The organism is Algoriphagus faecimaris, from assembly GCF_900101705.1.
GTDB lineage: Bacteria > Bacteroidota > Bacteroidia > Cytophagales > Cyclobacteriaceae > Algoriphagus > Algoriphagus faecimaris.
The window spans coordinates 21,824-44,420 of record NZ_FNAC01000018.1; the positions used below are offsets into that span (position 1 = coordinate 21,824).

General features: G+C 41.7%; 15 protein-coding genes and 1 other RNA gene. 10 read left to right on the top strand and 6 right to left on the bottom strand.

The window, feature by feature from the left end:
- Positions 1 to 77: 77 nt before the first annotated feature.
- A complete protein-coding gene (locus BLQ57_RS10860) occupies positions 78 to 3,953 on the bottom strand; it encodes a glycosyl hydrolase (RefSeq protein WP_087939391.1) in 3,876 nt (1,291 codons plus the stop codon).
- A 347-nt stretch (positions 3,954 to 4,300) separates the two neighbouring features.
- Between BLQ57_RS10860 and BLQ57_RS10870 the strand changes: the two genes are divergently transcribed.
- Positions 4,301 to 5,692, top strand: a complete 1,392-nt coding sequence (locus BLQ57_RS10870) for a sulfatase (protein WP_244887419.1) — start codon at positions 4,301 to 4,303, stop codon at positions 5,690 to 5,692.
- A 37-nt stretch (positions 5,693 to 5,729) separates the two neighbouring features.
- On the opposite strand, the gene BLQ57_RS10875 is transcribed toward BLQ57_RS10870, so the two are convergent.
- Both BLQ57_RS10875 and BLQ57_RS10880 read right to left on the bottom strand, forming a co-directional pair.
- Positions 5,730 to 7,118, bottom strand: coding sequence for a sensor histidine kinase (locus tag BLQ57_RS10875; protein ID WP_087939393.1), 1,389 nt, complete (start codon positions 7,116 to 7,118; stop codon positions 5,730 to 5,732).
- 210 nt (positions 7,119 to 7,328) lie between these two features.
- A complete protein-coding gene (locus tag BLQ57_RS10880; protein WP_087939394.1) occupies positions 7,329 to 7,613 on the bottom strand; it encodes a hypothetical protein in 285 nt (94 codons plus the stop codon).
- Positions 7,614 to 7,806: 193 nt separating this feature from the next.
- Between BLQ57_RS10880 and BLQ57_RS10885 the strand changes: the two genes are divergently transcribed.
- Complete coding sequence (locus BLQ57_RS10885) at positions 7,807 to 14,148, top strand: PAS domain-containing protein (protein WP_169712736.1); 6,342 nt, start codon at positions 7,807 to 7,809, stop codon at positions 14,146 to 14,148.
- Between the two features lie 80 nt (positions 14,149 to 14,228).
- Positions 14,229 to 14,663, top strand: coding sequence for a response regulator (locus BLQ57_RS10890; RefSeq protein ID WP_087939396.1), 435 nt, complete (start codon positions 14,229 to 14,231; stop codon positions 14,661 to 14,663).
- Here BLQ57_RS10890 and BLQ57_RS10895 read toward each other — a convergent pair.
- Entirely contained in the window at positions 14,660 to 15,097 is a 438-nt protein-coding gene (locus BLQ57_RS10895; RefSeq protein ID WP_087939397.1) for a response regulator, read from the bottom strand. The two genes, BLQ57_RS10890 and BLQ57_RS10895, sit on opposite strands and share 4 nt — an antisense overlap.
- 105 nt (positions 15,098 to 15,202) lie before the next feature.
- Positions 15,203 to 15,754 carry a hypothetical protein gene (locus tag BLQ57_RS10900; RefSeq protein ID WP_087939398.1) on the bottom strand — a complete coding sequence of 184 codons (552 nt, stop codon included), beginning with the start codon at positions 15,752 to 15,754 and terminating at the stop codon, positions 15,203 to 15,205.
- 374 nt (positions 15,755 to 16,128) lie between these two features.
- On the opposite strand from BLQ57_RS10900, the gene ffs reads away from it, so the two are divergent.
- The 7 genes from ffs to BLQ57_RS10935 all read left to right on the top strand — a co-directional run bounded on the left by ffs (position 16,129) and on the right by BLQ57_RS10935 (position 21,790).
- Positions 16,129 to 16,215: signal recognition particle sRNA small type (gene ffs / locus BLQ57_RS10905), an RNA gene on the top strand.
- Between the two features lie 135 nt (positions 16,216 to 16,350).
- Positions 16,351 to 17,010 carry a fructose-6-phosphate aldolase gene (fsa, locus tag BLQ57_RS10910; RefSeq protein ID WP_087939399.1) on the top strand — a complete coding sequence of 220 codons (660 nt, stop codon included), beginning with the start codon at positions 16,351 to 16,353 and terminating at the stop codon, positions 17,008 to 17,010.
- Positions 17,011 to 17,060: 50 nt separating this feature from the next.
- A complete protein-coding gene (locus tag BLQ57_RS10915) occupies positions 17,061 to 17,264 on the top strand; it encodes a fructose-6-phosphate aldolase (RefSeq protein WP_087939400.1) in 204 nt (67 codons plus the stop codon).
- 2 nt (positions 17,265 to 17,266) lie between these two features.
- A complete protein-coding gene (locus BLQ57_RS10920) occupies positions 17,267 to 17,977 on the top strand; it encodes a cell division ATP-binding protein FtsE (RefSeq protein ID WP_087939401.1) in 711 nt (236 codons plus the stop codon).
- Between the two features lie 54 nt (positions 17,978 to 18,031).
- Positions 18,032 to 19,444, top strand: a complete 1,413-nt coding sequence (locus tag BLQ57_RS10925) for a S41 family peptidase (RefSeq protein ID WP_087939402.1) — start codon at positions 18,032 to 18,034, stop codon at positions 19,442 to 19,444.
- A gap of 785 nt (positions 19,445 to 20,229) precedes the next feature.
- Positions 20,230 to 21,465 (top strand): S8 family peptidase, encoded by a 1,236-nt coding sequence (locus tag BLQ57_RS10930; RefSeq protein WP_087939403.1) that lies wholly within the window; start codon positions 20,230 to 20,232, stop codon positions 21,463 to 21,465.
- 112 nt (positions 21,466 to 21,577) lie between these two features.
- Positions 21,578 to 21,790, top strand: coding sequence for a hypothetical protein (locus BLQ57_RS10935; protein WP_087939404.1), 213 nt, complete (start codon positions 21,578 to 21,580; stop codon positions 21,788 to 21,790).
- 84 nt (positions 21,791 to 21,874) lie between these two features.
- On the opposite strand, the gene BLQ57_RS10940 is transcribed toward BLQ57_RS10935, so the two are convergent.
- Positions 21,875 to 22,585 carry a tetratricopeptide repeat protein gene (locus tag BLQ57_RS10940; RefSeq protein ID WP_087939405.1) on the bottom strand — a complete coding sequence of 237 codons (711 nt, stop codon included), beginning with the start codon at positions 22,583 to 22,585 and terminating at the stop codon, positions 21,875 to 21,877.
- Positions 22,586 to 22,597: the final 12 nt, after the last annotated feature.

The following is a 22,597-nucleotide window of genomic DNA, read 5'->3' on the forward strand; positions in this document are numbered from 1 at the left end:
TATGTGCACAAAAAACAAAAAGAGCGGAAAAGCCTAAACTCTCCCGCCCTATATTGAAATTATAAATGTGCAGATTCTTATTGAACAATCAGCTTTTTACTCTGCCAGATGTACCCTTGTCTAAGCAGAATTACGTAGACTCCAGAGGGCAGGCTATCTAGCAAATCTATTTCATGATTTCCTGATTGCAGTATCTGAGAGAGAATAGTTTGACCATTCATATCCAACAGTTGAACAAGCGAAGCCTGCCCATCAAATTCGGGAATAGCTATATGAAGTGTATTTCCTTGAGAAAGGGGATTGGGATAAATCATCCAATCTGTGGATAGCTGTTCTGCTAAAGGCTCTTCCACTGTGACTACGCGGAGGTTCTCTGCTTCCAAAGGCCGAATGGATATCTTATCAATAAATGGAGCTGAGGAACCATCCGGTTTGAATTCGATGCTATTTTGACCGGCTGTCAGTTCTACTTCTACCGCTTTGATGCCCGGCAAACCTCCCTCGAAGCACCAGTTACCGGAGCTTTCAAAATTCAAATTTTCAGGAGTAGCACCATTGATTAGAAGATTCATGCTGCGATTTACTTTTGACATGTAGGAGATATCGAGGATATAAGTCCCCGCTTGGTCAATTTGGATTTCAGAAAAGCGAATGGCATTGGACACACTTGAGAATGGATTAACCTGTTGGCCATTAGATGAAGTCACGCAGTTTACCACATTGACAGCCCCAATCAATTGAGCTTCTTCTGCTTCCAAAGAAATGGTTTCGAAAGTCGCTTTTTCCAATTTGATCTTATCTATAAAAGGTGCGTCTCCATTGAATGGTGTAATCTCAATACTGTTGATCCCAGCCTCCAAATCTACCTCTACTTGATAAATAGCGGGAGAACCTCCCCCGAAGCACCAAGCCCCTGAAGAGACGACCGTTTGCTGCCCAATTAACTCCCCATTCACTACCAATCGGAAAGATCTGGAGACTGCACTCATATAGCTGACATTTAAAACATAAGTACCTGCACTCTCAGTGATAATTTGGTCAAATCTCACCCCATTGGTATTCAAATTTCGCATGTTAACCTGCTCACCATTGGAAGATGTGCCACAATTCACCACAAAGGCAGTTCCTAGGAGTGTAGCATCCTCTGCCTCAAATTCCAGCTGTCCCTCCACTTGGGCAATGACATTGGGATCCTCTTCTTCAGGAAGTTTTCCTTTGCTTGCAATGGCCAATCGATCTACCTTAACATCTCCACTGCCAATCCCGATGCGTACCTCATGTGTCCCCTCTCTGAGGAAGTAGGAAAAGTCCCTATCCTCAGCATCGTAACTGTGATAAAATTTCTTCCAATACCATTTAAAAAGTGAATTTTGAAGACCTGTCCATTTTCTAAAAGGCTCTCCATCTACTGAAATCCAGAGCGCCGCTTCAGGTTCTGCTTTTGCTTGGATTTTGGCCCAAATTTCATACTCATCGGCTTCTGCTACTTCGAAGTTGAACGTCAAAATTCCTTTGGCACCTGAGGGACTCTCTAAAGATTGCTGACCTTCGAGGCTTTTCACAGCCAATCCACCGATGGCGGATTCACTGATTTCCAGTTCCCACCATGGACCCTGATTAGCCTCTTCAGCTTCGAAATAATCGATAATATCCGTCAACACCCTTCCCCATGCAAAACCCTCAGGAATACAGGCGCCCTCTTCTTGAAATAATGATTCCAAATCACTTGGGCCATTTAGAACCGCAACCTGATCTAATTGAATGCTGGCATTGGGGAATTCCAAGGTTAAACGATGTCTTCCCTTTCCAAGATCATAAAATCTTGGAATCTGAAACCAGGTAAACTCGGCACTATTAAAAGGTGCCACTCGCTCTAGCTCTTCTCCATTTAACCCAATCAAAAGGGCCCCTGCTGTTCCGCTGACAGATTTGGACCGAATCCAAACCCGGTAATCATCTGCACTTTCCAAATCAAACTCAAAGTGAACCCGCATAGCATTTGCACTTTCCCCTTCTTTGCTAGGATCTCCTTTGATGTACAGACCGTTTGAGGCTGATTCATCTGTCAGGATCGTCCATTGATTTCCGAGATAATCCCCACACTCTGCTTCAAAGGCTAGTACATTGGATGGAATCTCCACAAAAGGCTCGTCCATTTGTTCCAGATTATTCGGAGCCGAATAGGTCGGCATTGGAATCGAAGGTGTAGATTCGTGATTGAGGTAAAGCAGCCCGATATTGGTCAGGTTACCAGCCTCATCGTAATAAAAAGCAGGTTCAACATCATTTTGGGAATTATTAGGATTGGGCTGAAAGTAGGCATAGCGCTCCACATAGTCCAAGCTCTCCAGATAAGGCAAGGCTAATTTTAAAAATTCCTCTTGAATGGCATTTCCCCTGTTGGGATTGGCATTAAACTCCGTAATCCAAATGGGCAAATTATAGATTTGATGAACATTATTCAGGTAAGCTTTAAATCGGTTAAAGATCTCCTGAGGATTGGCATTGGGACTATTAGCAGGTCCGCTTCCCCAATCGTACCAATGAACAGCCACAAAATCAAAACGAACATCTCGAGCTTTGGCTATTTCATTAAACTCTCTCAACCAGCCAGTGGGGCCATTTTCCCGAGGAGCTGGCGAACCCAGTCGAACGCCTAGACCCATTAAATTCTCATAGTAGGCAACTGCTACAGCAGGTTCACAGAGATTGTTGAATTGCCCAGACTCTCCATTGCAATTATCAGATTCGTTGAAACCCAATACATGAGAAGGCTTCTTCTTATTGATCAAATTTTGGATATTCGCAGGAGATGCGCCTCCAGCACCCCAAGCCATGGGGACATAGTCGTAATTAGGTCGAGAAACTGCACTCAAGCCCCAGTTGTAATACCATCCGGCGTCCAATTCATCAAAAAAACCACCTGTTCCTTTTTTGGTGACCCAGTTCCACGGTACCACTCGTAGAAAACTCACATTTCCTTGCATCGAAGCAGGCAAATCATCCACCATTAGGTCTTCCTCAGAAGCGATGTACACCTTACTTTTGCCCGTTCCGTCAGGATTATTGGCCAAAGTGACCATGAATCCACGCTTCAAAATGAAAGACGAAAGTGAATTATCCCCCAATGGAATCGCTCCACCCTTATAAATAATGTCTTCCTGAAAAGGCGCTCCCGCTCCACCTGAGGAGGCATACCCCTCAAGAGGAGAAAAATTCCCATTAAGTGGACGGATTATAGCTCCTTTTTGATAGTATTGATTGATCCGGAAATTTTGATCCAAAATTCCAATCTCATTGGAAATCATCACCTGATCAAGATGCTCTTGAAGCTCCAAAGGATTAACTTCACCGACATAAAGCCAAGAAGCCGGATCGAGGAAATTGACAGAAAAACTTGAGTTCCACTCCTCATTTTGGGTTTTTACGGTACTTTCTCCATCTAATGAAAGTACTCCCTGCTCAAGGCTGCCTTCTACCATCATCCGAGATGAAACCACCGTCATTCCTTTTTGGTCACAAGCAAAATGGATCGAGCCCCTTGCAGTGATTTCAGCTCCTTCTATCCATAAATTGTAGTCGATGGCTTTTCCAGGCTCCAAAGTCCCCAAGTTGGGATGGGCATCTTTTTTAGGATTCTGGGCATTGGGGCAAATCTCCCAAGGTTTGGAGTTAGCCCCAGGAAGACAGGCAGGTTTTGCAGATTCCCCGCTTCCTCCATTCAGCCCCGGAGGCTTAGGTGCACTCGGTTTTTCCCGGGTCAGGCGCCAGTTATTTTCATTAAAGAAATCATCATTCTCCTCTCCTGTCCAATAGAGATACTGATTTGAAGAATTACAGGGATTTCCATTGGCTTTGCCTTTTCCTTGTGCCGCTGCAGATGCTACGCTCATTCCGAGGCAAATCAGAAGGAATAGCAAACCTTTGTTTAGCAGTAAGTAATTGTGTTTCATGGTCTTTTGGGTTAGTCATTTTCTCGCCCCCAAAACTATCCTGTCCCTCTTGACCATTGGGGTACAAATCATTCAATCCAAAAGCCATATAAACCTAAAAGCCGATCAAACCATAGGAAACAAGGTGGATAATAAGAAGATGTACTATCGAGGGAATTATCGTCAGAATTTCACTTTTCCTACCGACAGAGGGTGAAATCATTCAATCCTTAAGCCTAAAAATTCAAATACGCTGTATAATGGAAAGGGCATTAGGGATTTTCAAAAAGGAAGCTTAAACTTAATTGATCAAAAGAACACCCATGTTAAAGTCATCCATCTTTTCATTACTCGGCCTGCTTATCTGCATGTCAACTTATTCCCAAACTAAAGAAACACCTAATGTTGTATTTTTTCTAGTTGATGATTTGGGGTGGAGAGACTTGGGGAGTTTTGGAAGTGATTTCTATGAGACACCAAATATCGACCGATTAGTCAATTCGGGAGTGAAATTTACTCAAGCCTACACTGCCTCACCTGTATGCTCTCCTACACGAGCAAGTATCATGACAGGGAAATATCCCTCCAAGACCTACAATACAGATTGGTTTGGAGCGCCTCAGCCCGACGAAATCCAAGGTCACTGGACACGTGACAAACCGCTAAAGCCCGCTCATTACGAACCCAACTTGGCTTTGGATGAAAAAACGCTCGCGGAGGAATTCTGGGAGGCAGGATATCGTACTTTTTTTGCAGGAAAATGGCACTTGGGAGAATCCGAGGAGTTTTGGCCAGAAAATCAAGGTTTCGAAATCAACATAGGAGGGAACAGTAAAGGTGCGCCTTCTACAGGCAGTAAATATTTTTCTCCCTATAATAATCCTCGAATGGAAAACGGTCCCGAAGGGGAATACCTTCCTTATCGATTGGCAGAGGAAACAGCCCAATTCATCCGAGAAAATAAAGATCAAGCATTCTTCGCTTACTTGTCCTTTTACTCCGTGCATACCCCGCTCATGACCACTCCCCAATTGGAGGAAAAATACCTGAAAAAACGAGCAAATATGAATCTAAAAGACGATTTTGAGCCGGAGTGGAACAATCAAAACCGCACCACTCAAGCCCATGCCGTCTATGCCGGAATGGTCGAGGCCATGGATCAGGCTGTAGGAAAGGTACTCGACGAACTTGAGAGGCAAGGACTAGAGAAAAATACCATTATTGTATTTTTCTCCGACAATGGCGGACTCTCCACTGCGGAGGGTAGCCCAACCAGTAATCTTCCTCTCCGAGCTGGAAAAGGTTGGTTATATGAAGGAGGCATCCGTGTCCCTCTAGCTATCAGTTGGCCTGCTTCGCTAACTGGAGGAAAAGTAATTGAAACTCCCGTAATCTCAAATGACCTTAAACCTACTCTAATGGATCTAGTAGGACTAAACCCTCAGGAAAACCTTGTGGATGGAAGGAGTTTGAAAGGACTGATGAAAGGGACTGAAACTCAAATAGACCGTCAACTTTTTTGGCATTATCCACACTATGGGAATCAGGGTGGTAACCCCGGCTCGGTGATTCGCAGTGGAGATTGGAAATTGATTTATTTTTATGAGAGTGATTCTGTAGAGCTTTATAATATAAAAGAGGACATCGGAGAGCGGAAAAATTTGGCCTGGGAAAACACAGAGCTGAAGGAAGAACTACTGATTGAATTATTTGACTGGCTGGTAAAAACTAAAGCAGGTTTCCCGAGAATAAACAACTAATCTTCACCTCACTTTTAAAGCTAGAATATGTGCTAACTTATGCACTTGTGAACTGAGAGATGGCAGGGTTTTCTTTGAGTTTTTTAGGCAAGGAAACAAAGACCGTCGTGCCTGTGCCAAATGTAGATTCTACCCAAACTTCCCCTTGAAGAGCCTCTACAGCCCGCTTGACGATAGGGAGCCCCAGTCCTATTCTTTTTCTTTTATAGTTTTGGATAGGAACTTTTCTGTAAGCCAAAAATATATTTTCCAACTGTTCTCTTTCTATCCCAATGCCATGATCTACAAATTCGAAAATCAGGTATTCTTTTTTCTCTTCGAATTTTACCTGCACCAGGTTTTCACTCTGTGGTTTTGAAAACTGTACCGCATTCATCAATAAATTGGTGAAAATAGCCGTAATCATCTCCTTATCTGTCCATACTTGAGGGAGCTCTTCCTTTTCGATTTTGACCGGATAGGTCTCTATTTCTCTTCGGTAAGACAGTAAAATCTCATCTATCAATCCATTGAGGTCAATAGGCTCTACTTTCCACTCCGTTTTCTCAGCCACTGAAAATTCCCATAGACGCATGACAATATCCCTCACGTCCTTCTCCCCTTTCATCGCAAAATCTATAAAGCTCAACCCTTTCTCATCAAGGCGATCATGGTATTTGTCTTTGATTCGTTTGAGAAAGGCGGAGATCATTCGAAGTGGCTCTTGGAGTTCCTGTGAGGTCACTTTTACCAGTTGACCAATACTGAGGTTATAAAATTCTAATTTCTTGAGTGAGCTATCTAATCGCTCATTACTGAGTTCCAACTGCTCCATAAGCTCTCGCTGAAGTAATAAATTGTCTTCCATTTTCTTGAGCAGTAAAGGCAAGAGAATAGAAATGATCGCATTGACAAAAAACACATTAATAATTACTGCCAAAAAGTGTAAAAATCCGACTGTCTGATCATCGGGAATAGAAGCCCAAGTAGCGTCTTGGGCAAAGTAATAAAGCAAACAAACCAATACACTACCAAAAACTGAAAGCCTCCAAAAAGGTCTGGGCAATAACAAAGCGGTAAATACTGCTCCTCCTACCAAATACATCAAACCCGGACCCAAAAGCCCCAACTCGATCATCATTACCATGGCTAGGAAATAAATTAAAGCAACAAATGTCATCTTTTTCATTTTGACACTTGGCCAGGGAGTAAATGCGACCACCGCCAAAATCCCTAAAGCAATGAGATCACTGATGATCAAAAACCATCTCTCTTCCAGATAGGCGACATAAAACCCCGGAATAAATACCAAAAAACTAAAGGGTATCAGGTAGAGTAATGTAATATAGAAAAGTTGATTTTGCCAAAAAACCAAACCTTGGATAGACAAATCTCCTAGATTCAAATTTCTCCAAATGACACTTTTGTACTGATTCCAAAACTTCATCTGATGGCTGGGTAGACGGGTGTACAGAAATATCTTTGTTCGATTCGCTTACTATCGGGAACCTTGGACATTAAGGTAAGCATATTTCTGTGAGATACCACTCAATAGAGGAGAACGAGTATCTTTTTTATTAAATTCCCCTTTTAAATCTCCACTTGCCTTTTGCAAAAAATAAATGAATGTGGACCGTTTTAAAAAACTCAAAACTCCCTATAGCTTTGCTATTCTTTTCTCATTCATTTGTCGATCTATCTCTTCCAGTAAAGCAATCATTTTGATTCGATTTTCCTTTTTATAAATATCAAAACCCAAAGCAGAAAACTGCTGCTGTATAAATTTCAGTGCATTGTAGGGAGTAACAGTGACCTTATTAAAAGCCGCTTCTTCAGGTGTCAAAATAGTGTTATACATATCCAATAAGACGATACCATTATCAGATTTCTGTAAGATTTCAATGGAATTATTGATGACCTTAGACCAATCGGGATTTAACATAGGCGCATGTGTTAAGAATTAAGAAAAAGTAATTATTCAAATATCTTTAAAATATTGAATAAGAACAATCACAAATTTTACTCGAAGAAGAAAATCCCCCATTTCGAGCCTTTACAGAATAAAAATTTCCAAATTATCCTTACATTGAATAACCCATTCAGCAAATACTTTTTAAACGAAAACTATGAGGCCTTTGGAAAACATAGCAAACATCACTGAAGCTTTGATCGAAGAGCTGATAGAAACCGGCTCGGAAAAAGAGTTTGACGATATAGCCGACCTTGCGGCAGAATTATGTCAAGTGCCCTATGCTTTCATCTCATTTTTTATCCAAGGCAAACAGATTTTTAAAGCAAATAAGGGACTTAAGCCACCTATTATTTCTCTAGAGCATTCTCTTTGCAGTCAGCTTCTACATCGGCCAGATGAGGTAACCGTACTTGAAGATGCTAGAAAAGATCCAAAGTTCAAGACAAACCCACTAGTCCAATCGAAAGATGGTATTTCCTTTCATGCAGGAGCCCCTTTAATAGCTAGTAATGGTGCCGTTTTAGGAAGTATATGTGTGATGGATAAGGTTCCAAGGAAACTCCATGAATCACAAATAGCAGGACTGAAGATACTAGCCTCTCAGGTGATCCACTTGGTCAAGCTTAAGCAGCAAAAACTAGAACTGGAGCGTACCCAAGAAGAATTTAAAAAGGAGCACATCCGCTTAAATAATATCATCAAAGCCACCCAAGTAGGTACTTGGGAATGGGATATTCTGGAGGACAAGCTGACTTATAGTGAAAGCTGGGCCCAAATGATCGGCTACTCCTTAGACGAGCTCGGGGAAATCACCCGGAAAACCCGTGAGCAATTTATTCACCCCGAAGACTTAGATACCTCCCAGGAATGGCTTCAAAACTGCCTGTCCGGAAAAAGTCCATTTTATGAATGCGAGGTTAGGATGAAGCACAAAAACGGTAGCTGGGTATGGGTACTGGACCGGGGACAAGTGATGGAATACGATTCATCAGGTAGACCCTTACGGATGTTTGGGACACACACTGACATTACTGCCCAAGTAATCGCCAATGAAGAAATAATAATAAGAGAAAAGCGTTTTCGCACCCTTGTAGAAAATAGCGACGATGCCTTTGCCATTCTTAATTCGGAAGGAAAACCCTCCTATGTCTCCCCTTCTATTCATCGGGTATTGGGCTATACAGAGCAGGAAATCATGGGAAAGTCACTGGCTGACATCATTCATCCTGATGACTACTCGGGAGTGGAGCGTCAAGTCCTGAATTCTTTAGAGGAACCCGGTGTCCCTATGCCCGCACATACTGCAAGAGTAAAGCACAAAAACGGCTCATGGAGATGGATTTCAGCCACAGTCACCAATATGTTTCATGATCCGGTAATTAATGGTATTATCGATAATTTCAAGGACATTACTGCTGAGCACCTAGCCAAACAACAACTCCTAAAAAGCGAAAAGAAATTTAAAATTCTTGCCCAAGAGGGGGCCGATTTGATTGCCATCATCAAAGGGGGAAAGTACGACTATCTGAGTCCTAATTATGAGTACTATTTCGGAGGTCCTCCAGAAAACTTTTTAGGGCATAGCGCAATACAATTTATCCACCACGAAGATCTTGAGAGGGTGAATAAAGAGTATTCTCTCATCCAAGAGAAAAAACAAATCAAAGGGCGTCCTTTTAGAATGAAGCATGTCAAGGATGGCTGGAGATGGCTGCAGAGTGTAGCCACTAATCTCAGTGATGACCCTGACATTGAAGGAATTGTAGTAAACTCAGTAGATGTTACAGAAGTGATCACTGCTCAAAATCTCCTTCGAAAAAGTAATGATCGCTTCGAGTTGGTCATGAAAGCAGGTTCTGAAAGCATTTGGGATTTTAACCCAAAAAACCAAGAACTTTTCTTGGGAGAAGGTTTTCAAAAAAACTTCAAACTTCCCATTCTATCTGAGGCCGAAAATAATGAGTTAATCAATCAGTCCATCCATCAGGAAGATCGAGAAAGCGTCGTAGAAAGCTTCCGAAACACACTGAAAGACAGAGAACAAACTACCTGGATCAAAGAATTCAAACTAGTCAAAGGCAATGGGGAAATTGCCTATGTGCACGATAAAGCGATTATTCTTAGGGATGGCTTAGGCAAAGCAATCCGAGTGGTCGGAGCCATGCGAGACGTCAGTCGAGAGCATTATTTCAGAGCACTCGAATCGATAGAAAAAAAGGCTATGGAGGCCAGCCTATTGGAGAATGCCTGCGAAAAAGAAATTTTTGATGACCTGATCCTTCGACTGGAAGGATTGATCCCCGATCTCCATGGGTCTATCATCCGCATCAGAGATGAGAAACTACATAATTTAAGTTCTCCTTCCCTAGACCCTGAGCACATTGCAAAAATCGAAGGGCTCCCAATCGGGCCTAATCAAGGGTCCTGCGGCACAGCGGCTTTTTTAAATAAGAAAATACTCGTCAATGATGTCTTTGATAGTCCCTATTGGAAAGATTATCAGGATCTCGCTAAGTCTTATCATATCGGTGCCTGTTGGTCTTTCCCGGTGATTTCGCCCGAATCAAAAGCCATAGGAACTGTTGCATACTATTTCCCAAATCCCAAGACTCCCTGTGAGCAGGAGTTAGCCACCTTGGAGCGAACGCATCGATTGGTCAGCATTCTGATGGCTAAATTTGACTATTTAGAAAAAATCAAAAGGTCCAACGAGCGCTACGAACTTGTCAATAAATCTACAAATGAGGCCATTTTTGACTGGGATGTAGAAAAAGATCATTTTACCTGGGGAGAGAGTTTCACACGGGTTTTTGGCCACCCAGTGGATGGAGCCAACTTTTCGCTTGCTCAATGGACTGAGTTAATGCATCAGGAGGATGTAGGAAAAAAGTCTAAGGAGTGGGATGAGTTTATCATTTCCCCTGACCAAACAAGGTGGGAGAACACCTTCCGATTTTTAAAAAGTGATGGTTCTTATGCTTTTGTAGAAGAAAAGGCATTTATGATCAGAGATCAGCATGGAAAAGCCATCAGGATGATCGGCGTACTGAGAGATCAAACTCAACTTCGAATAGATCAAGAGAAAAAAGAGCTCAAGTCCAAAATTTCTGAGCTGTTCAAAGTAGAACAAAGCTTACATCAGGCCTTAAACCAACTCAGCCAGCTACTTGTAGACTTTGGTGCCTTTGAGCTTGCAGAAATATGGCTAAAAAGCCCTGACAATCAAACACTCAACCTCGCATCCAACTACCTAAAAAAACAAGAGTACGAATCGATCTACAAAAACCAGGATATCCTACACCAACTCGAGAAAGCAAAGGGCTTTCCTGGTACAGTCTGGCAAAAAAGAGAGATCACGATCTGGAGCGAGTTAGGAACACACCCTGATTTTATTAGAGCGGAGTCTGCCCAAACTTTTGGGTTGAAATCAGGCATAGGCATCCCTATCGATTCTGGAGATCAGTCCATAGGAGCACTCCTTATTTTCTCAGCTTCCAATTTAGATAACGATCCACATACCCAGTCTATTTTTCAGGTGATTCAGGAAGTCTTAGGGCAAGAAATCATTCGAAAGCAACAAGAAGAGGAACTCAAGGAGTTTTTTGAAAATGCCCCCGATATCTTGGCCATTGCCTCACCAAAGGGTTATTTCACAAAGGTCAATCCCGCTTTTTGTAAATTATTGGGTTACTCAGCCGAAGAACTCACCTTTACTCCATTTTTACAGTTTCTTCATCCTGATGATGTACCAGAAACGAGCAAAGAGTACAAGGAAACTATTAGCGGTGAGCGACTGGCACGAAATTTTGTCAACCGGTACCGTACCAAATCCGGTGAATACCGGTATATATCCTGGAGCTCTTCTGGTTTGTTTGGCAGCGATTCCAATGCTTTTGCCTTTGGCAGAGATATCACAGAACTCAAAAAATTGGAAGAGCTGCTTCTGCACGCCTCCAAATTATCCAGAGTAGGCGGCTGGGAAGTCAATATCAATACTAATGAGCTTCATTGGTCCAGGACGACCCATGAAATACATGAAACTCCGCCTGACTACAAACCCAACTTGGAAGAAGCCATCCTATTTTACAGGGAAGAGTTTCGTGAGATGGTCTCTGAAAAAGTACAACAGGCCATTAAAACTGGAAAGAAATATGAATTTGAAGCCCCTATCATTACTGCTAAAGGAAAAGAGCGCTGGATTCGATCCATAGGTGAGGCGGAGTTTGCTGAGGGAAAGTGTATACGTCTATTTGGTTCGATTCAAGACATCCATGAGCGAAAAGAGGTAGAACTTCGATTCAAAAGTGTCTCGGATAGCATACCCGGAGTCATCTTCCAATACATTCTCTACCCGGATGGCCGAAATGAATTGCGAAATGTCAGCCAAGGCTCCCAAAAAATCTGGGGACTTAGTCCGGAGGATTGTGAGCGGGATAGTGGACTTATTTGGACTCAGGCAGAACTGGGTGGTGATGTGGAAATTTTAAAGAAAAGCATTCTGGATTCTGCAAAAAACCTGAGCAATTGGAGTTGTGAATGGCGAATTCTCTCTCATGAAGGTAAAATCCGATACCTAAACGGCCTCGGTAGCCCTGTAAAAATGGCTGACGGAAGGGTGATTTGGGATAGTTTGATACTAGATAGTACAGATCAAAAAACACTCGAAAACCTGCTGGAGCAATCCGCTAGAATGGCCAAAATCGGCAGTTGGGAAGTCAACCCTGATGAGGAACCTCTTCAATTAATTTGGTCTACTACTACTCGGGAAATTCTAGAAACCGAGTTCTCTAGTGTAGAATTGGAAAAAGCCTATACCTTTTATCAAGAAGATCATAAACACCAAGCCAGAGAGGCCATGGATCGGTTGATAAAGTTGGGTGAACCCTTTGATCTCGAATTACTACTGACCACTCCAAAAGGCAATCCAAAATGGGTCAGATGTATAGGCAATGCCCAAGTAGTAAATGGTCTAGTTCTACAAGCCTTTGGCAGCTTTCAGGATATTCATGATAGAAAGGTTGCGGAACTCGATCTGCAAGATCTACTTGAGGAGAGAAACACCATCCTAGAAAGTATTGGGGATGGGTTTTTCGCAGTAGACACGGACTTGAATGTGACCTATTGGAATCACATGGCAGAGCGACTTCTAGAAGTCTCAAGGGACAGTATTTTAGGAAAAAACTTATGGGAAATATTTGATTCTAAATCTAACCCCATCTCTAGGGCCCATTATGAGCTGGCGCTTAAAACTGGAGAGATTCAACATTTTGAAGATTATTTTTCTGACCTTAAAAAATGGTTTGGTGTTTCAGTATTCCCCTCTGAAGCAGGACTGACTGTTTATTTCAAAGATATCACTCATGAAAAAATTGCCAAGGCCGAAGTCGAAGCCTCAAACGAGCGCTTTGAGCTAGTAGCAAAAGCTACGAATGATGCCATTTGGGACTATGATATAGTGAAAAACCAGTTGTACTGGGGGAATGGCTTCTTGACCCTTTTCGGTTACGATCCGGAAATATTTCACCCCACATTTGACAAACTGCTACAGCTCATACACCCAGAAGATCGGGAAAGAATCCGGACAAAAATCCAAAAAATGATGGAAAACAGCGAAGTCAATCATTGGGTGGAAGATTTTCGTTTTTTAAAATCTGATGGTAATTATTCTTTTGTCATCGATAGGGCTTCCTTTATCCGAAATCCCCAAGGACAGCCCATTCGTGCCATAGGTGCTATGTCTGATATGACTGAGCAGAAGTCCTATGAAGAATCACTTAAAAGCCTTAATGAAAACCTTGCCAAACAAGCCAAGGAACTGGCTATATCCAATTCTGAGTTGGAGCAATTTGCTTATATCGCTTCTCATGATCTCCAAGAGCCACTACGCATGGTGTCAAGTTTTTTGTCCCAATTGGAACGGCGCTACCAGGACCAGTTGGATGAAAAAGCACTTCGCTACATAGAATTTGCCAAAGGTGGGGCAGTCAGAATGCGACAAATCATTTTGGATCTACTGGAGTTTTCTCGTGTAGGCAAACAGGAGGAGGAAGTCAAAACTATAGATCTACGTGAGGTAGTAAATGAGGTAGGGCTTCTTCAAAAGCGCCTGTTGGAAGATAAAAATGGTCAATTGTCCTTTGAAGGTCACCACTTGATCAAAGGGTATCCTTCTCCAATCCTTCAAGTGATGCACAATCTAATCGGCAATGCAATCAAATACAGCAGGCAAAACATACCACCAATAGTGAAAATTACCTGTGAAGACCAGGAGGATCACTGGGTCATTTCGGTAAAGGATAATGGAATAGGTATCAAGCCTGCGTATTATGACAAAATATTTGTGATTTTCCAGCGATTGCATCGAAAGGAAGAATATAACGGAACAGGAATGGGCTTGGCCATTGTGAAGAAAATAGTTGAAAGTCTTGGTGGTCAAATTTGGGTAGAATCAGAATGGGAAAAAGGCAGTACATTTACCTTTACCCTACCTAAAAGCATATTGTGATCGCCACATCTCTCCCAGCTTACCTAAAAATAAGCTGAGGATCTACGATGTAAAATCACATTCTAATAAATTGAAGAATAATGAGACAAATGCACATTTTATTGATAGAAGATAATGAAGGAGACATCCTTCTCATCAAGGAGGCCCTCTCCAATAGACCTACTGTCAAAAAAATATCCGTAGCCACTGATGGTCAACAAGGCATCGACTTTGTTACTCAGAAGGGAGTATATATCGATGCGCTCCAACCTGATTTGATTTTATTGGACATCAATTTGCCGCTGAAGAACGGTCACGAAGTCCTCCACACCTTAAAAACAGATAGTAAGACCAAGCACATCCCCATCATCGTCCTGACGACCTCTTCTTCTCCCGATGACATCAACAAAAGTTATCAGTCATTTGCAAATCTTTACGTGACCAAACCAGTGGATATGGATGCCTTTGATGATGCGATTTCGGCTATAGAATCCTATTGGTCGGGGATGGTCAAACTACCAAAAATATCTGCCTAGTCTTCTTGAGGTGTGACTTTAGCTAAATAATCGTCTAAGATTCCCTGGATTCCATTTTTATTCATGGGTTTGTGATAGTAACCTTTGACCATAGGATAGGAAAGCCCCCTATTTCGCTCCGACAAGGAAATAGAACTAGTCAAAATCACAATAAAAAACCTCTTTTGAAGGCTTTGATCTAGTTGAGAAAACTCTTCTAAAAATTGCCAGCCGTCCATTTCAGGCATATTCAAATCCAAAAACACCAGATTGGAATAATCGCTCAAAGCAAGATGATCTTTTTTTGAAATTGCATCCATGAGCTGATTTCCATCATACAAGGAAATAAAAGGAATACGCACCTCTATTTTGCTCAAATTTTTCTTAGCAATAAGATGAAAAGACGGATCATCATCGACTAAGATTATATTTTTTAAAAATTCTTCTAATTCCATTTCTTCAATAAGCTATATCATTACAAAATTCGAAAATTTTTCATTCAATCCACTTAAAAAGCGCTCTAATAATCAGATAGTTACAACTTAAACTTGAGATCAGACTTACCCCTCTTTACCACTACTTCCTCTAAACTGATCTTCTTTGTATGCAAACAACACATTAAAAGTGGTCAATGACCCGTAACACCTGGTAATGTACTGTTGCAAATGAACCCTGTCTTCATCATCAAGTTTAGGGTGATTATTGATGTTTTGTTCCAAAACCCTAAGCTTCTCTCTTACCATTACGATTTTGTGGAAAAAAGTTTCCATGGAAATTTCCTTTGTCTGAAGCGTGGTATCTCCAGGCAGAAAAGTAACAACTCCTCCGATCCACTTCCCTCCTAGCGGCACAATAGGTGCTCTCTCAGAGGTATTGATTAAAGCTTCCCGGATAGCCTTCTCTACATCCCGCATGGTCAACATGGGAAAATCAGGTTTCTTTGCCTCTTCTACAGTAAACCCCTCATAATCTCTGGCGAGCGTTTTAATCTCCTCGCTTTCATAAAAGTAGATCTTATAAAATTTTTCATCTGCCGAGAGGATCATTCCTGTACCAAATTTAGAATGAGAAAGTTTACTTCCCGGTGCCAATTCACTTGCTGTAGACGACATACCTATCCATGTATTATGTTAATATTCACGATTAAAAATCAATACACTTGATTTCATAGAACAAAATTAATCCATTTACAGCAAGTTGGAATGGACTTATTACAATCCTAAGCAGATTTTGATATGAGGTTCAGTACTTGTTTGATCGTGCTGATCTATCTTTTTTCTGAATTGAAAAATTAAAATAAAAAGGGAATTATTAAATCATTCTAAGAGAAAGCGAAAAGCGCTCAAATCTACTTTCTGAGACTCTCTCCTGAGCATAAAAAGAGACTTCCTCTTTAAAGCTGCTGATAATCAGCTAGGAAGTAATAGGATTGGAAAGAATAAAGACAAGCTATTGATTTGAGTAGATTTTAGCGTACATTTGTGCCCTAGCGGCACGACCAGCTCCTGCTGAATCCCCCAGGTCCGGAAGGAAGCAAGGGTAGGCGGTTGTAGCGGTGCGATGCCGCTTCTTTTTTGCCCTAAAATCAATGCCTGCAACTTTTTAGCGTTCTATAACAGGATTAATCTTTTAACTTTGTTACGTTTAGTATCGGGTAGCGCTTTAGCTAGATCCGAGCAATAGTTTACCATTTATAAAACCTCTCAACATGAAATTCTTTATTGACACAGCCAATCTTGACGAAATCCGCGAAGCTTACGACTTAGGCGTACTTGATGGCGTAACCACCAATCCCTCCTTAATGGCAAAAGAGGGAATCTCTGGTGAAGAAAATGTACGCGCACACTACAAAGCGATCTGTGACATAGTCGATGACAAAGTAAGTGCAGAGGTAATCGCCACTGATTTTGAGGGAATGATCAGAGAAGGTAAAGAATTAGCAAAAATTGACGACAAGATCGTAGTTAAAATACCTATGATCAAGGAAGGAGTCAAAGCCATTAAATATTTTCACAGTGAAGGTATCCGTACCAACTGTACTTTAGTGTTCTCTTCTGGTCAGGCGCTTTTAGCAGCCAAGGCAGGAGCCAGTTATGTTTCTCCTTTTATCGGTAGATTGGATGATATTTCATTTGACGGGTTGGAGCTGATTGAGCAGATTGTTCATATTTATCAGACCTACGGCTATGCTACTGAGGTACTTGCCGCTTCTGTTCGCCATACCATGCACCTCATCAAATGCGCTGAGATAGGAGCCGACGTAGTGACTTGCCCGCTCAAAGTGATCACCGGACTGCTTAAGCACCCACTTACTGATTCTGGATTGGCACAGTTTCTGGCAGATCATGCCAAAGCCGCTGGAAAATAAATCACAAGTAGGTTGGTCAACTCATGGCCAACCGCTTTTTTTGAAACAACATGTACATCATCAAAGTAAAAGGAAAAGCAAAAATACCTGACTACATTCAGATTAGGGATGAGAATTTCGTTTTGGTCGCTTATTTTAGAGCAGATAGACCGATGAAAAATATTGAGAAATTTGGGCTAGAGGGAAAAGAGCAAGCCCTAGAGGAACTCATCAAAAATCTACCCTTCGGGAAATTGCAAAAATTAGAACTTTAACCATGGACTTCAGTACTCAAGCGGTTCTTAAAGTAGATCAAGCTACTATTTTTCAGGGAGTAGATCCTGTACTCAGTAATGTCAGCTTCTCAGTAGAGCAGCATGAGTTTGTATTTCTAATCGGTAAAACAGGAAGCGGAAAAAGCTCCTTGCTCAAAACACTCTACGCGGACCTTCCATTAAGAAGCGGTACAGTAGAAATCGCTGGATTTGACTTGACAAAAATCAAAAATTCGGAGGTACCTTTTTTGAGAAGAAAACTTGGGATTATCTTTCAAGACTTTCAGCTTTTCAACGACCGGACAGTAGCCGAAAACTTAGCCTTTGTAATGAAGGCAACCGGATGGAAAGACAAAGTGAAAATCAAGGAAAGAATGGCTGAGGTACTTTTGCTTGTCGGTTTAAATAATGCCTCATCAAAAATGCCTCATCAGCTCTCGGGAGGGGAGCAGCAGCGGGTAGTAATCGCCCGGGCACTTCTGAACGAACCCTCTATTCTTTTGGCGGATGAACCTACAGGAAACTTGGATCCAGATGTGGCGGATGGGATTTTCAAGCTCTTCCAAGAAATCAATAAAAAGGGAACCGCTATATTGATGGCCACACACAATCACGAGCTATTGAGAAAGTATCCTTACCGTGTATTAAAATGCGAAGCAGGAAAACTTTTGGATAGTCAGACGCATGACGTTTCCTTTGGTACGTCGTATTAATCAAAACAAACAAAAAAGTAAACCGTTTCTAAGTAGAAGATAATCACTAAAGATATGAGAATTTCAAAAATTTACTTTGGCATTTTCCTTTTAGGAGCCCTGTTGACAGGTTGTAAAGATGAGGAAGAAGTGCTCCCTACCCCAGACGTCACAGAAGAACCAGAACCTAGTCCCAATATCGCTATCAATAATTGGATTCAATCAGTCATGAATGAAGTCTACTACTGGCTAGACGACATGAAATCACCGATCGCATCCGATTCGGATCCGGCAGAGTATTTTGAATCCCTTCTTTTCCGCCCTACAGACAGATTTTCTGCCATTTATCCTGATTACCAAGAACTGATCAACTCTTTAAACGGAGTGGAGCTCGAGGCTGGATACGAGTTCATTCTTTACAGAGAAAGTAACGAAAATGACAACGTCATTGCGCAACTCAGTTACGTAAAAAGAAATAGCCCGGCAAGCGAGGCCGGACTAAGAAGAGGTGATATCATCACGCTGATCAATGGACGCCAGATGGATATCAACAACTTCAGAGATGTATTGGCGGATATTTCCCAAACGCACACCATCAGCTATTTAAGATACAATGAGGAGGCAAATCAATATCAACCTCAGCCTGATTTGCAATTGACTCCTGTGCAGCTGTCTGAAAATCCTAACTTCTTGGACACGGTCTACACAATTAATGATCAAAAAATCGGTTACGTGGTTTATCACTTCTTTGCACCTGGATCAGGTAATAACAGTACGGTGTATGATGATGAGATGGACGAAACATTCTCCAAGTTCAAAGCAGAAGGTATTAACCATTTAATTGTCGATTTCCGATACAATGGTGGTGGATTTGTATCATCCGCTGTCAATCTTGCGAGCTTGATCGCTCCGGGAGTGGGTGCCGATGCGGTTTTTTCCAAAACCAAATTCAATAGCTTCCTGAGCAGATTCGAAGATTTTCAAAATGTGCAAACGAAATTTAGAGCGAAGGATGAAAACCTCGGAAACACACTTTCTGGTAACAGAGTCTATATTTTGACTACTAGTAGAACTGCCTCGGCTTCAGAACTAGTTATCAACGGACTCAAACCTTATATGGACGTCTTTTTAATTGGTGATAGAACAACAGGAAAAAATGTAGGCTCCATCCCATTTGAGGATGATGATAATCCTAACAATAGCTTCGGAATACTACCTATAGTAACACAAAGTTTTAATAGTGCAGATCAATCCGACTACACCACCGGCTTTGTTCCTAATATTGCTGCTCGTGAAGTGGAGGAATTGCCTAGACAATTTGGAGACATCAACGAGCAACTCCTAAGAAAAGCTATAGAACAAATCACAGGACAAAGCTCCTCGGCAAGGATCCAATCACTTGATCGGATAGACTTGGGTAGTACACTTGACCATAAAGTTCGAACTGGAACGATGGTCGAAAAACAAGACTTAATGAAAAATAATTAATTAAAAAGGCCTCTTTAAGAGGTCTTTTTTTTTAAGGCTGTCTCATCAATACTAAAAGTAACCTTGAGTACTTGAAAGACGAAATTCCCGAAATCGAAATCTTTCCCGAAGCGCTAATATGGGCTTTTGGCCCCTTACAGTCCTCGGGACTCGGCCATTGAAGGATTTTGGCACAATCAGGCCAACACTTCTACAAAGCTACCTATTGGACAACTGAATATATGTAAGTCCAAGCGTAGTCGAAGAATCTTCGACTACGCTCAGAGTGACCACTATTCAACTTCTATGGTTAATTTTCATATGTTTATAATTTGATTTTTAATGGCCACAACTTGTCCCGAGTATCGGGGTGGAATCTTCGCAAGCATTCCCCGATCCATCGGGGCATACCACTGTGTGTCGCTTTGGGTCATGCTCGATTTCATCATTTCCTTTCTGTAAACGCTAATTTTTAAAACTCAGTTTGAGAGGCTTCTCAGTGTGACCACGATCATACTTTAAAGAAAAATTACCTTCATTTCCTTATTGCATGTTTACAAAATATTTAAGATTCAGGCTGACAATAGACCGATTTTTGAAACAGCCATGTTTTTAAATTCCTTCAAGAGAAAAAGAAGGACAACAGTTGACATACATTTTCTACTGCGGAAGAAGATTTTAAGTCTATTTTCTCTTATTTTTTCTCAAAAAACCATTGATCTATTAGGTATTTTTTCCCATATTCCATCACTTATTTCCAATAAGTAGCTTTAATCTAATATTTCATCAACCATCAACCCAACTTTATGAAAAATCAAATTTGGAAAAAGCCTGCACTCTGTGCAGGTTTAGTTTTAGGTGCACTAAGCTTCGCTTGTCAGCCAATGGAAGAGAACCCTAATCTTCCAGATCAAGCTGTGGAATACTTAGGCTACCAAAATGGGGATATTATACCTGGTAAATACATCGTAAGGCTCAATCCTAGTCATATCAATTTCAGAAAGACAAGAGATTATGCTTCGAATGAGGCCGCCATGCGAAAAATCGGGATTGAGCTTCTTTCTAAATACCGTATTGCGGAAAGTAATTTAGGTTATGCCTATGGCAGTTCTATAGAAGGTTTCTCCGCAGAACTTTCCGATGAAGAATACACCGCCTTAATTAATGATCCAGCAGTACAATTTATAGAACCTGATAGAATCATGGCGCTAGCACCACCTCCAGGGAAAGGGCCGGGAGGCGGAGGTAGCGACGGTGGAGGATCCAGCCCTACACAGGAAACTCCTTATGGGATTACCAGAGTAAATGGAGGTACCACCTACACTGGCAGCGGAAAAGCCTATGTCATTGATTCAGGGATTGATGGGAGTCACCCTGACCTAAATGTAAACGTATCTGCTGGATTCAATGCCTTTGACAAAGGCAAAGATGCTGACCTGAGCAAAGACGGAAGTGGGCATGGCACTCACGTAGCAGGCACGATTGCGGCAATTGATAATGAATTTGGAGTGATTGGAGTAGCAGCTGGAGCTACTGTCGTACCAATCAAAGTACTAGATAGCCGTGGCTCTGGATCGTATTCTGGAGTGATTGCAGGAGTCGATTTTGTCACTGGAAGTGCCAATTCAGGAGACGTTGCCAATATGAGTCTGGGCGGACCGGCATCGGATGCTTTGGATGCGGCAGTCATCGCTTTGGCCAACTCAGGAGTAAAAGTAGCCTTAGCAGCTGGAAATGAAAGTAGAAACGCCAATAACTCCTCTCCTGCTAGAGCAAATGCTCCAAACATCTACACTGTTTCGGCGGTAGATTCAGGTGATAGATTTGCTTCTTTCTCAAATTTCGGTAACCCTCCGATTGATTTTGCAGCGCCTGGAGTGGCAATAAAGTCCACAATACCTGGCGGCGGATATGCTATCTATAGCGGAACTTCAATGGCCTCTCCCCATGTCGCAGGGATTCTTTTGACAGGGAATCCTAGAAGCGGTGGATCTGCCACAGGAGATCCCGATGGAAATCCTGACTCAATAGCAGTAAAATAATAAACTTTGAAAAGCGGTTTCTGATTTTAGAAGCCGCTTTTTCCTTATTATCAAATCGTTAACTTTTTGAAATCTTTACACTCCATCAACTGCCTTTCTTAATTTTGTTCGAATGGAAGCAGTAGCCAGTTTTATATTAATTTTCTTAGTTTACTTCTTAGGCACCCTAGCTATCGTACAAGAAGTGATCAGACCTCGCAGACAGCTTATCACCCTAAACGGAGGAAAAATAAAACAGTGGGCTACCAACTACAGTAAAATCATCCTGCTCAGCTTATTGCTCTCCTTTCTGACTACCTCTCTTGCCTATTGGTTATTCATTTGACAGCAAAATAAACTTTGATCAGTACCCCTTTCAAACAAAAAAACCGGCCTAAGGCCGGTTTTTAAAACTTCGCTTTCTATTCAATTATTGTTGTGCTTGCTTCAGGTTTTCTTTTGCCAGAGCAAAGTTAGGGTCCAATTGAATCGCCTCTTCAAAAGCTGCTAAAGCTTCAGATTTAGATCCTTGATCCAAGTAGATCATCCCTTTTAAATTGATCGCTGCAGCCTTCATGGAAATTTCCTGAGTCTCTGTTTGACTTAAAGGAAAGCCTATTTTCTCATCTGTTTTAGCTTCTCTTATCAATAAATTGACAGAGTTCATCGCCTCAGCGTATCGCTTAAGCGAATATTGTAAGTAGCCGCTCTTATACAAACTGAAATTATCCCCACTCAAAAGATATAAAGACTCAAAGTGAGGCAACGCTCTATCCAGGGCCCCTACTTGCTCCAGCGAAAAAGCAGCAATCTCCAAAGCGCCAACGCTTTTATCATTTACTTCTAAGATATCCAATGCTACCAATGCCGCTGAGGTAGACTGACCGAGTTCGAAATATAAGCTCCCAAGCGCCTCCTGAAAACGAAGATTCTCAGGATTCCTCACCATCAATCTATATAAGCTGGCTTTTGCCATTTGCGAATCATTATAACGCATGGCAAGCTGATAGGCAGCCTGATCTTCCATATTTAATATGCGCTTAGTCTTGCTATCCAATCGAGGCAGCGAATCATTTCCTTCCTGTGCAAAGGCAAATTGCACCGTCAGCATTATTACTATGAGGGTAAGTATTCTTTTCATATTGTTATTATT

What these genes read in the sequence shown, in the direction of transcription:
- BLQ57_RS10930 (WP_087939403.1), top strand. Translation starts at nt 20,230, where the DNA reads ATGAAAAATCAAATTTGGAAAAAGCCTGCACTCTGTGCAGGTTTAGTT.
- BLQ57_RS10920 (WP_087939401.1), top strand. Translation starts at nt 17,267, where the DNA reads ATGGACTTCAGTACTCAAGCGGTTCTTAAAGTAGATCAAGCTACTATT.
- BLQ57_RS10900 (WP_087939398.1), bottom strand. Translation starts at nt 15,754, where the DNA reads ATGTCGTCTACAGCAAGTGAATTGGCACCGGGAAGTAAACTTTCTCAT.
- BLQ57_RS10915 (WP_087939400.1), top strand. Translation starts at nt 17,061, where the DNA reads ATGTACATCATCAAAGTAAAAGGAAAAGCAAAAATACCTGACTACATT.
- BLQ57_RS10870 (WP_244887419.1), top strand. Translation starts at nt 4,301, where the DNA reads ATGTCAACTTATTCCCAAACTAAAGAAACACCTAATGTTGTATTTTTT.
- BLQ57_RS10925 (WP_087939402.1), top strand. Translation starts at nt 18,032, where the DNA reads ATGAGAATTTCAAAAATTTACTTTGGCATTTTCCTTTTAGGAGCCCTG.
- BLQ57_RS10940 (WP_087939405.1), bottom strand. Translation starts at nt 22,585, where the DNA reads ATGAAAAGAATACTTACCCTCATAGTAATAATGCTGACGGTGCAATTT.
- BLQ57_RS10880 (WP_087939394.1), bottom strand. Translation starts at nt 7,613, where the DNA reads ATGTTAAATCCCGATTGGTCTAAGGTCATCAATAATTCCATTGAAATC.
- BLQ57_RS10895 (WP_087939397.1), bottom strand. Translation starts at nt 15,097, where the DNA reads ATGGAATTAGAAGAATTTTTAAAAAATATAATCTTAGTCGATGATGAT.
- BLQ57_RS10875 (WP_087939393.1), bottom strand. Translation starts at nt 7,118, where the DNA reads ATGAAGTTTTGGAATCAGTACAAAAGTGTCATTTGGAGAAATTTGAAT.
- BLQ57_RS10860 (WP_087939391.1), bottom strand. Translation starts at nt 3,953, where the DNA reads ATGAAACACAATTACTTACTGCTAAACAAAGGTTTGCTATTCCTTCTG.
- BLQ57_RS10935 (WP_087939404.1), top strand. Translation starts at nt 21,578, where the DNA reads ATGGAAGCAGTAGCCAGTTTTATATTAATTTTCTTAGTTTACTTCTTA.
- fsa (WP_087939399.1), top strand. Translation starts at nt 16,351, where the DNA reads ATGAAATTCTTTATTGACACAGCCAATCTTGACGAAATCCGCGAAGCT.
- BLQ57_RS10890 (WP_087939396.1), top strand. Translation starts at nt 14,229, where the DNA reads ATGAGACAAATGCACATTTTATTGATAGAAGATAATGAAGGAGACATC.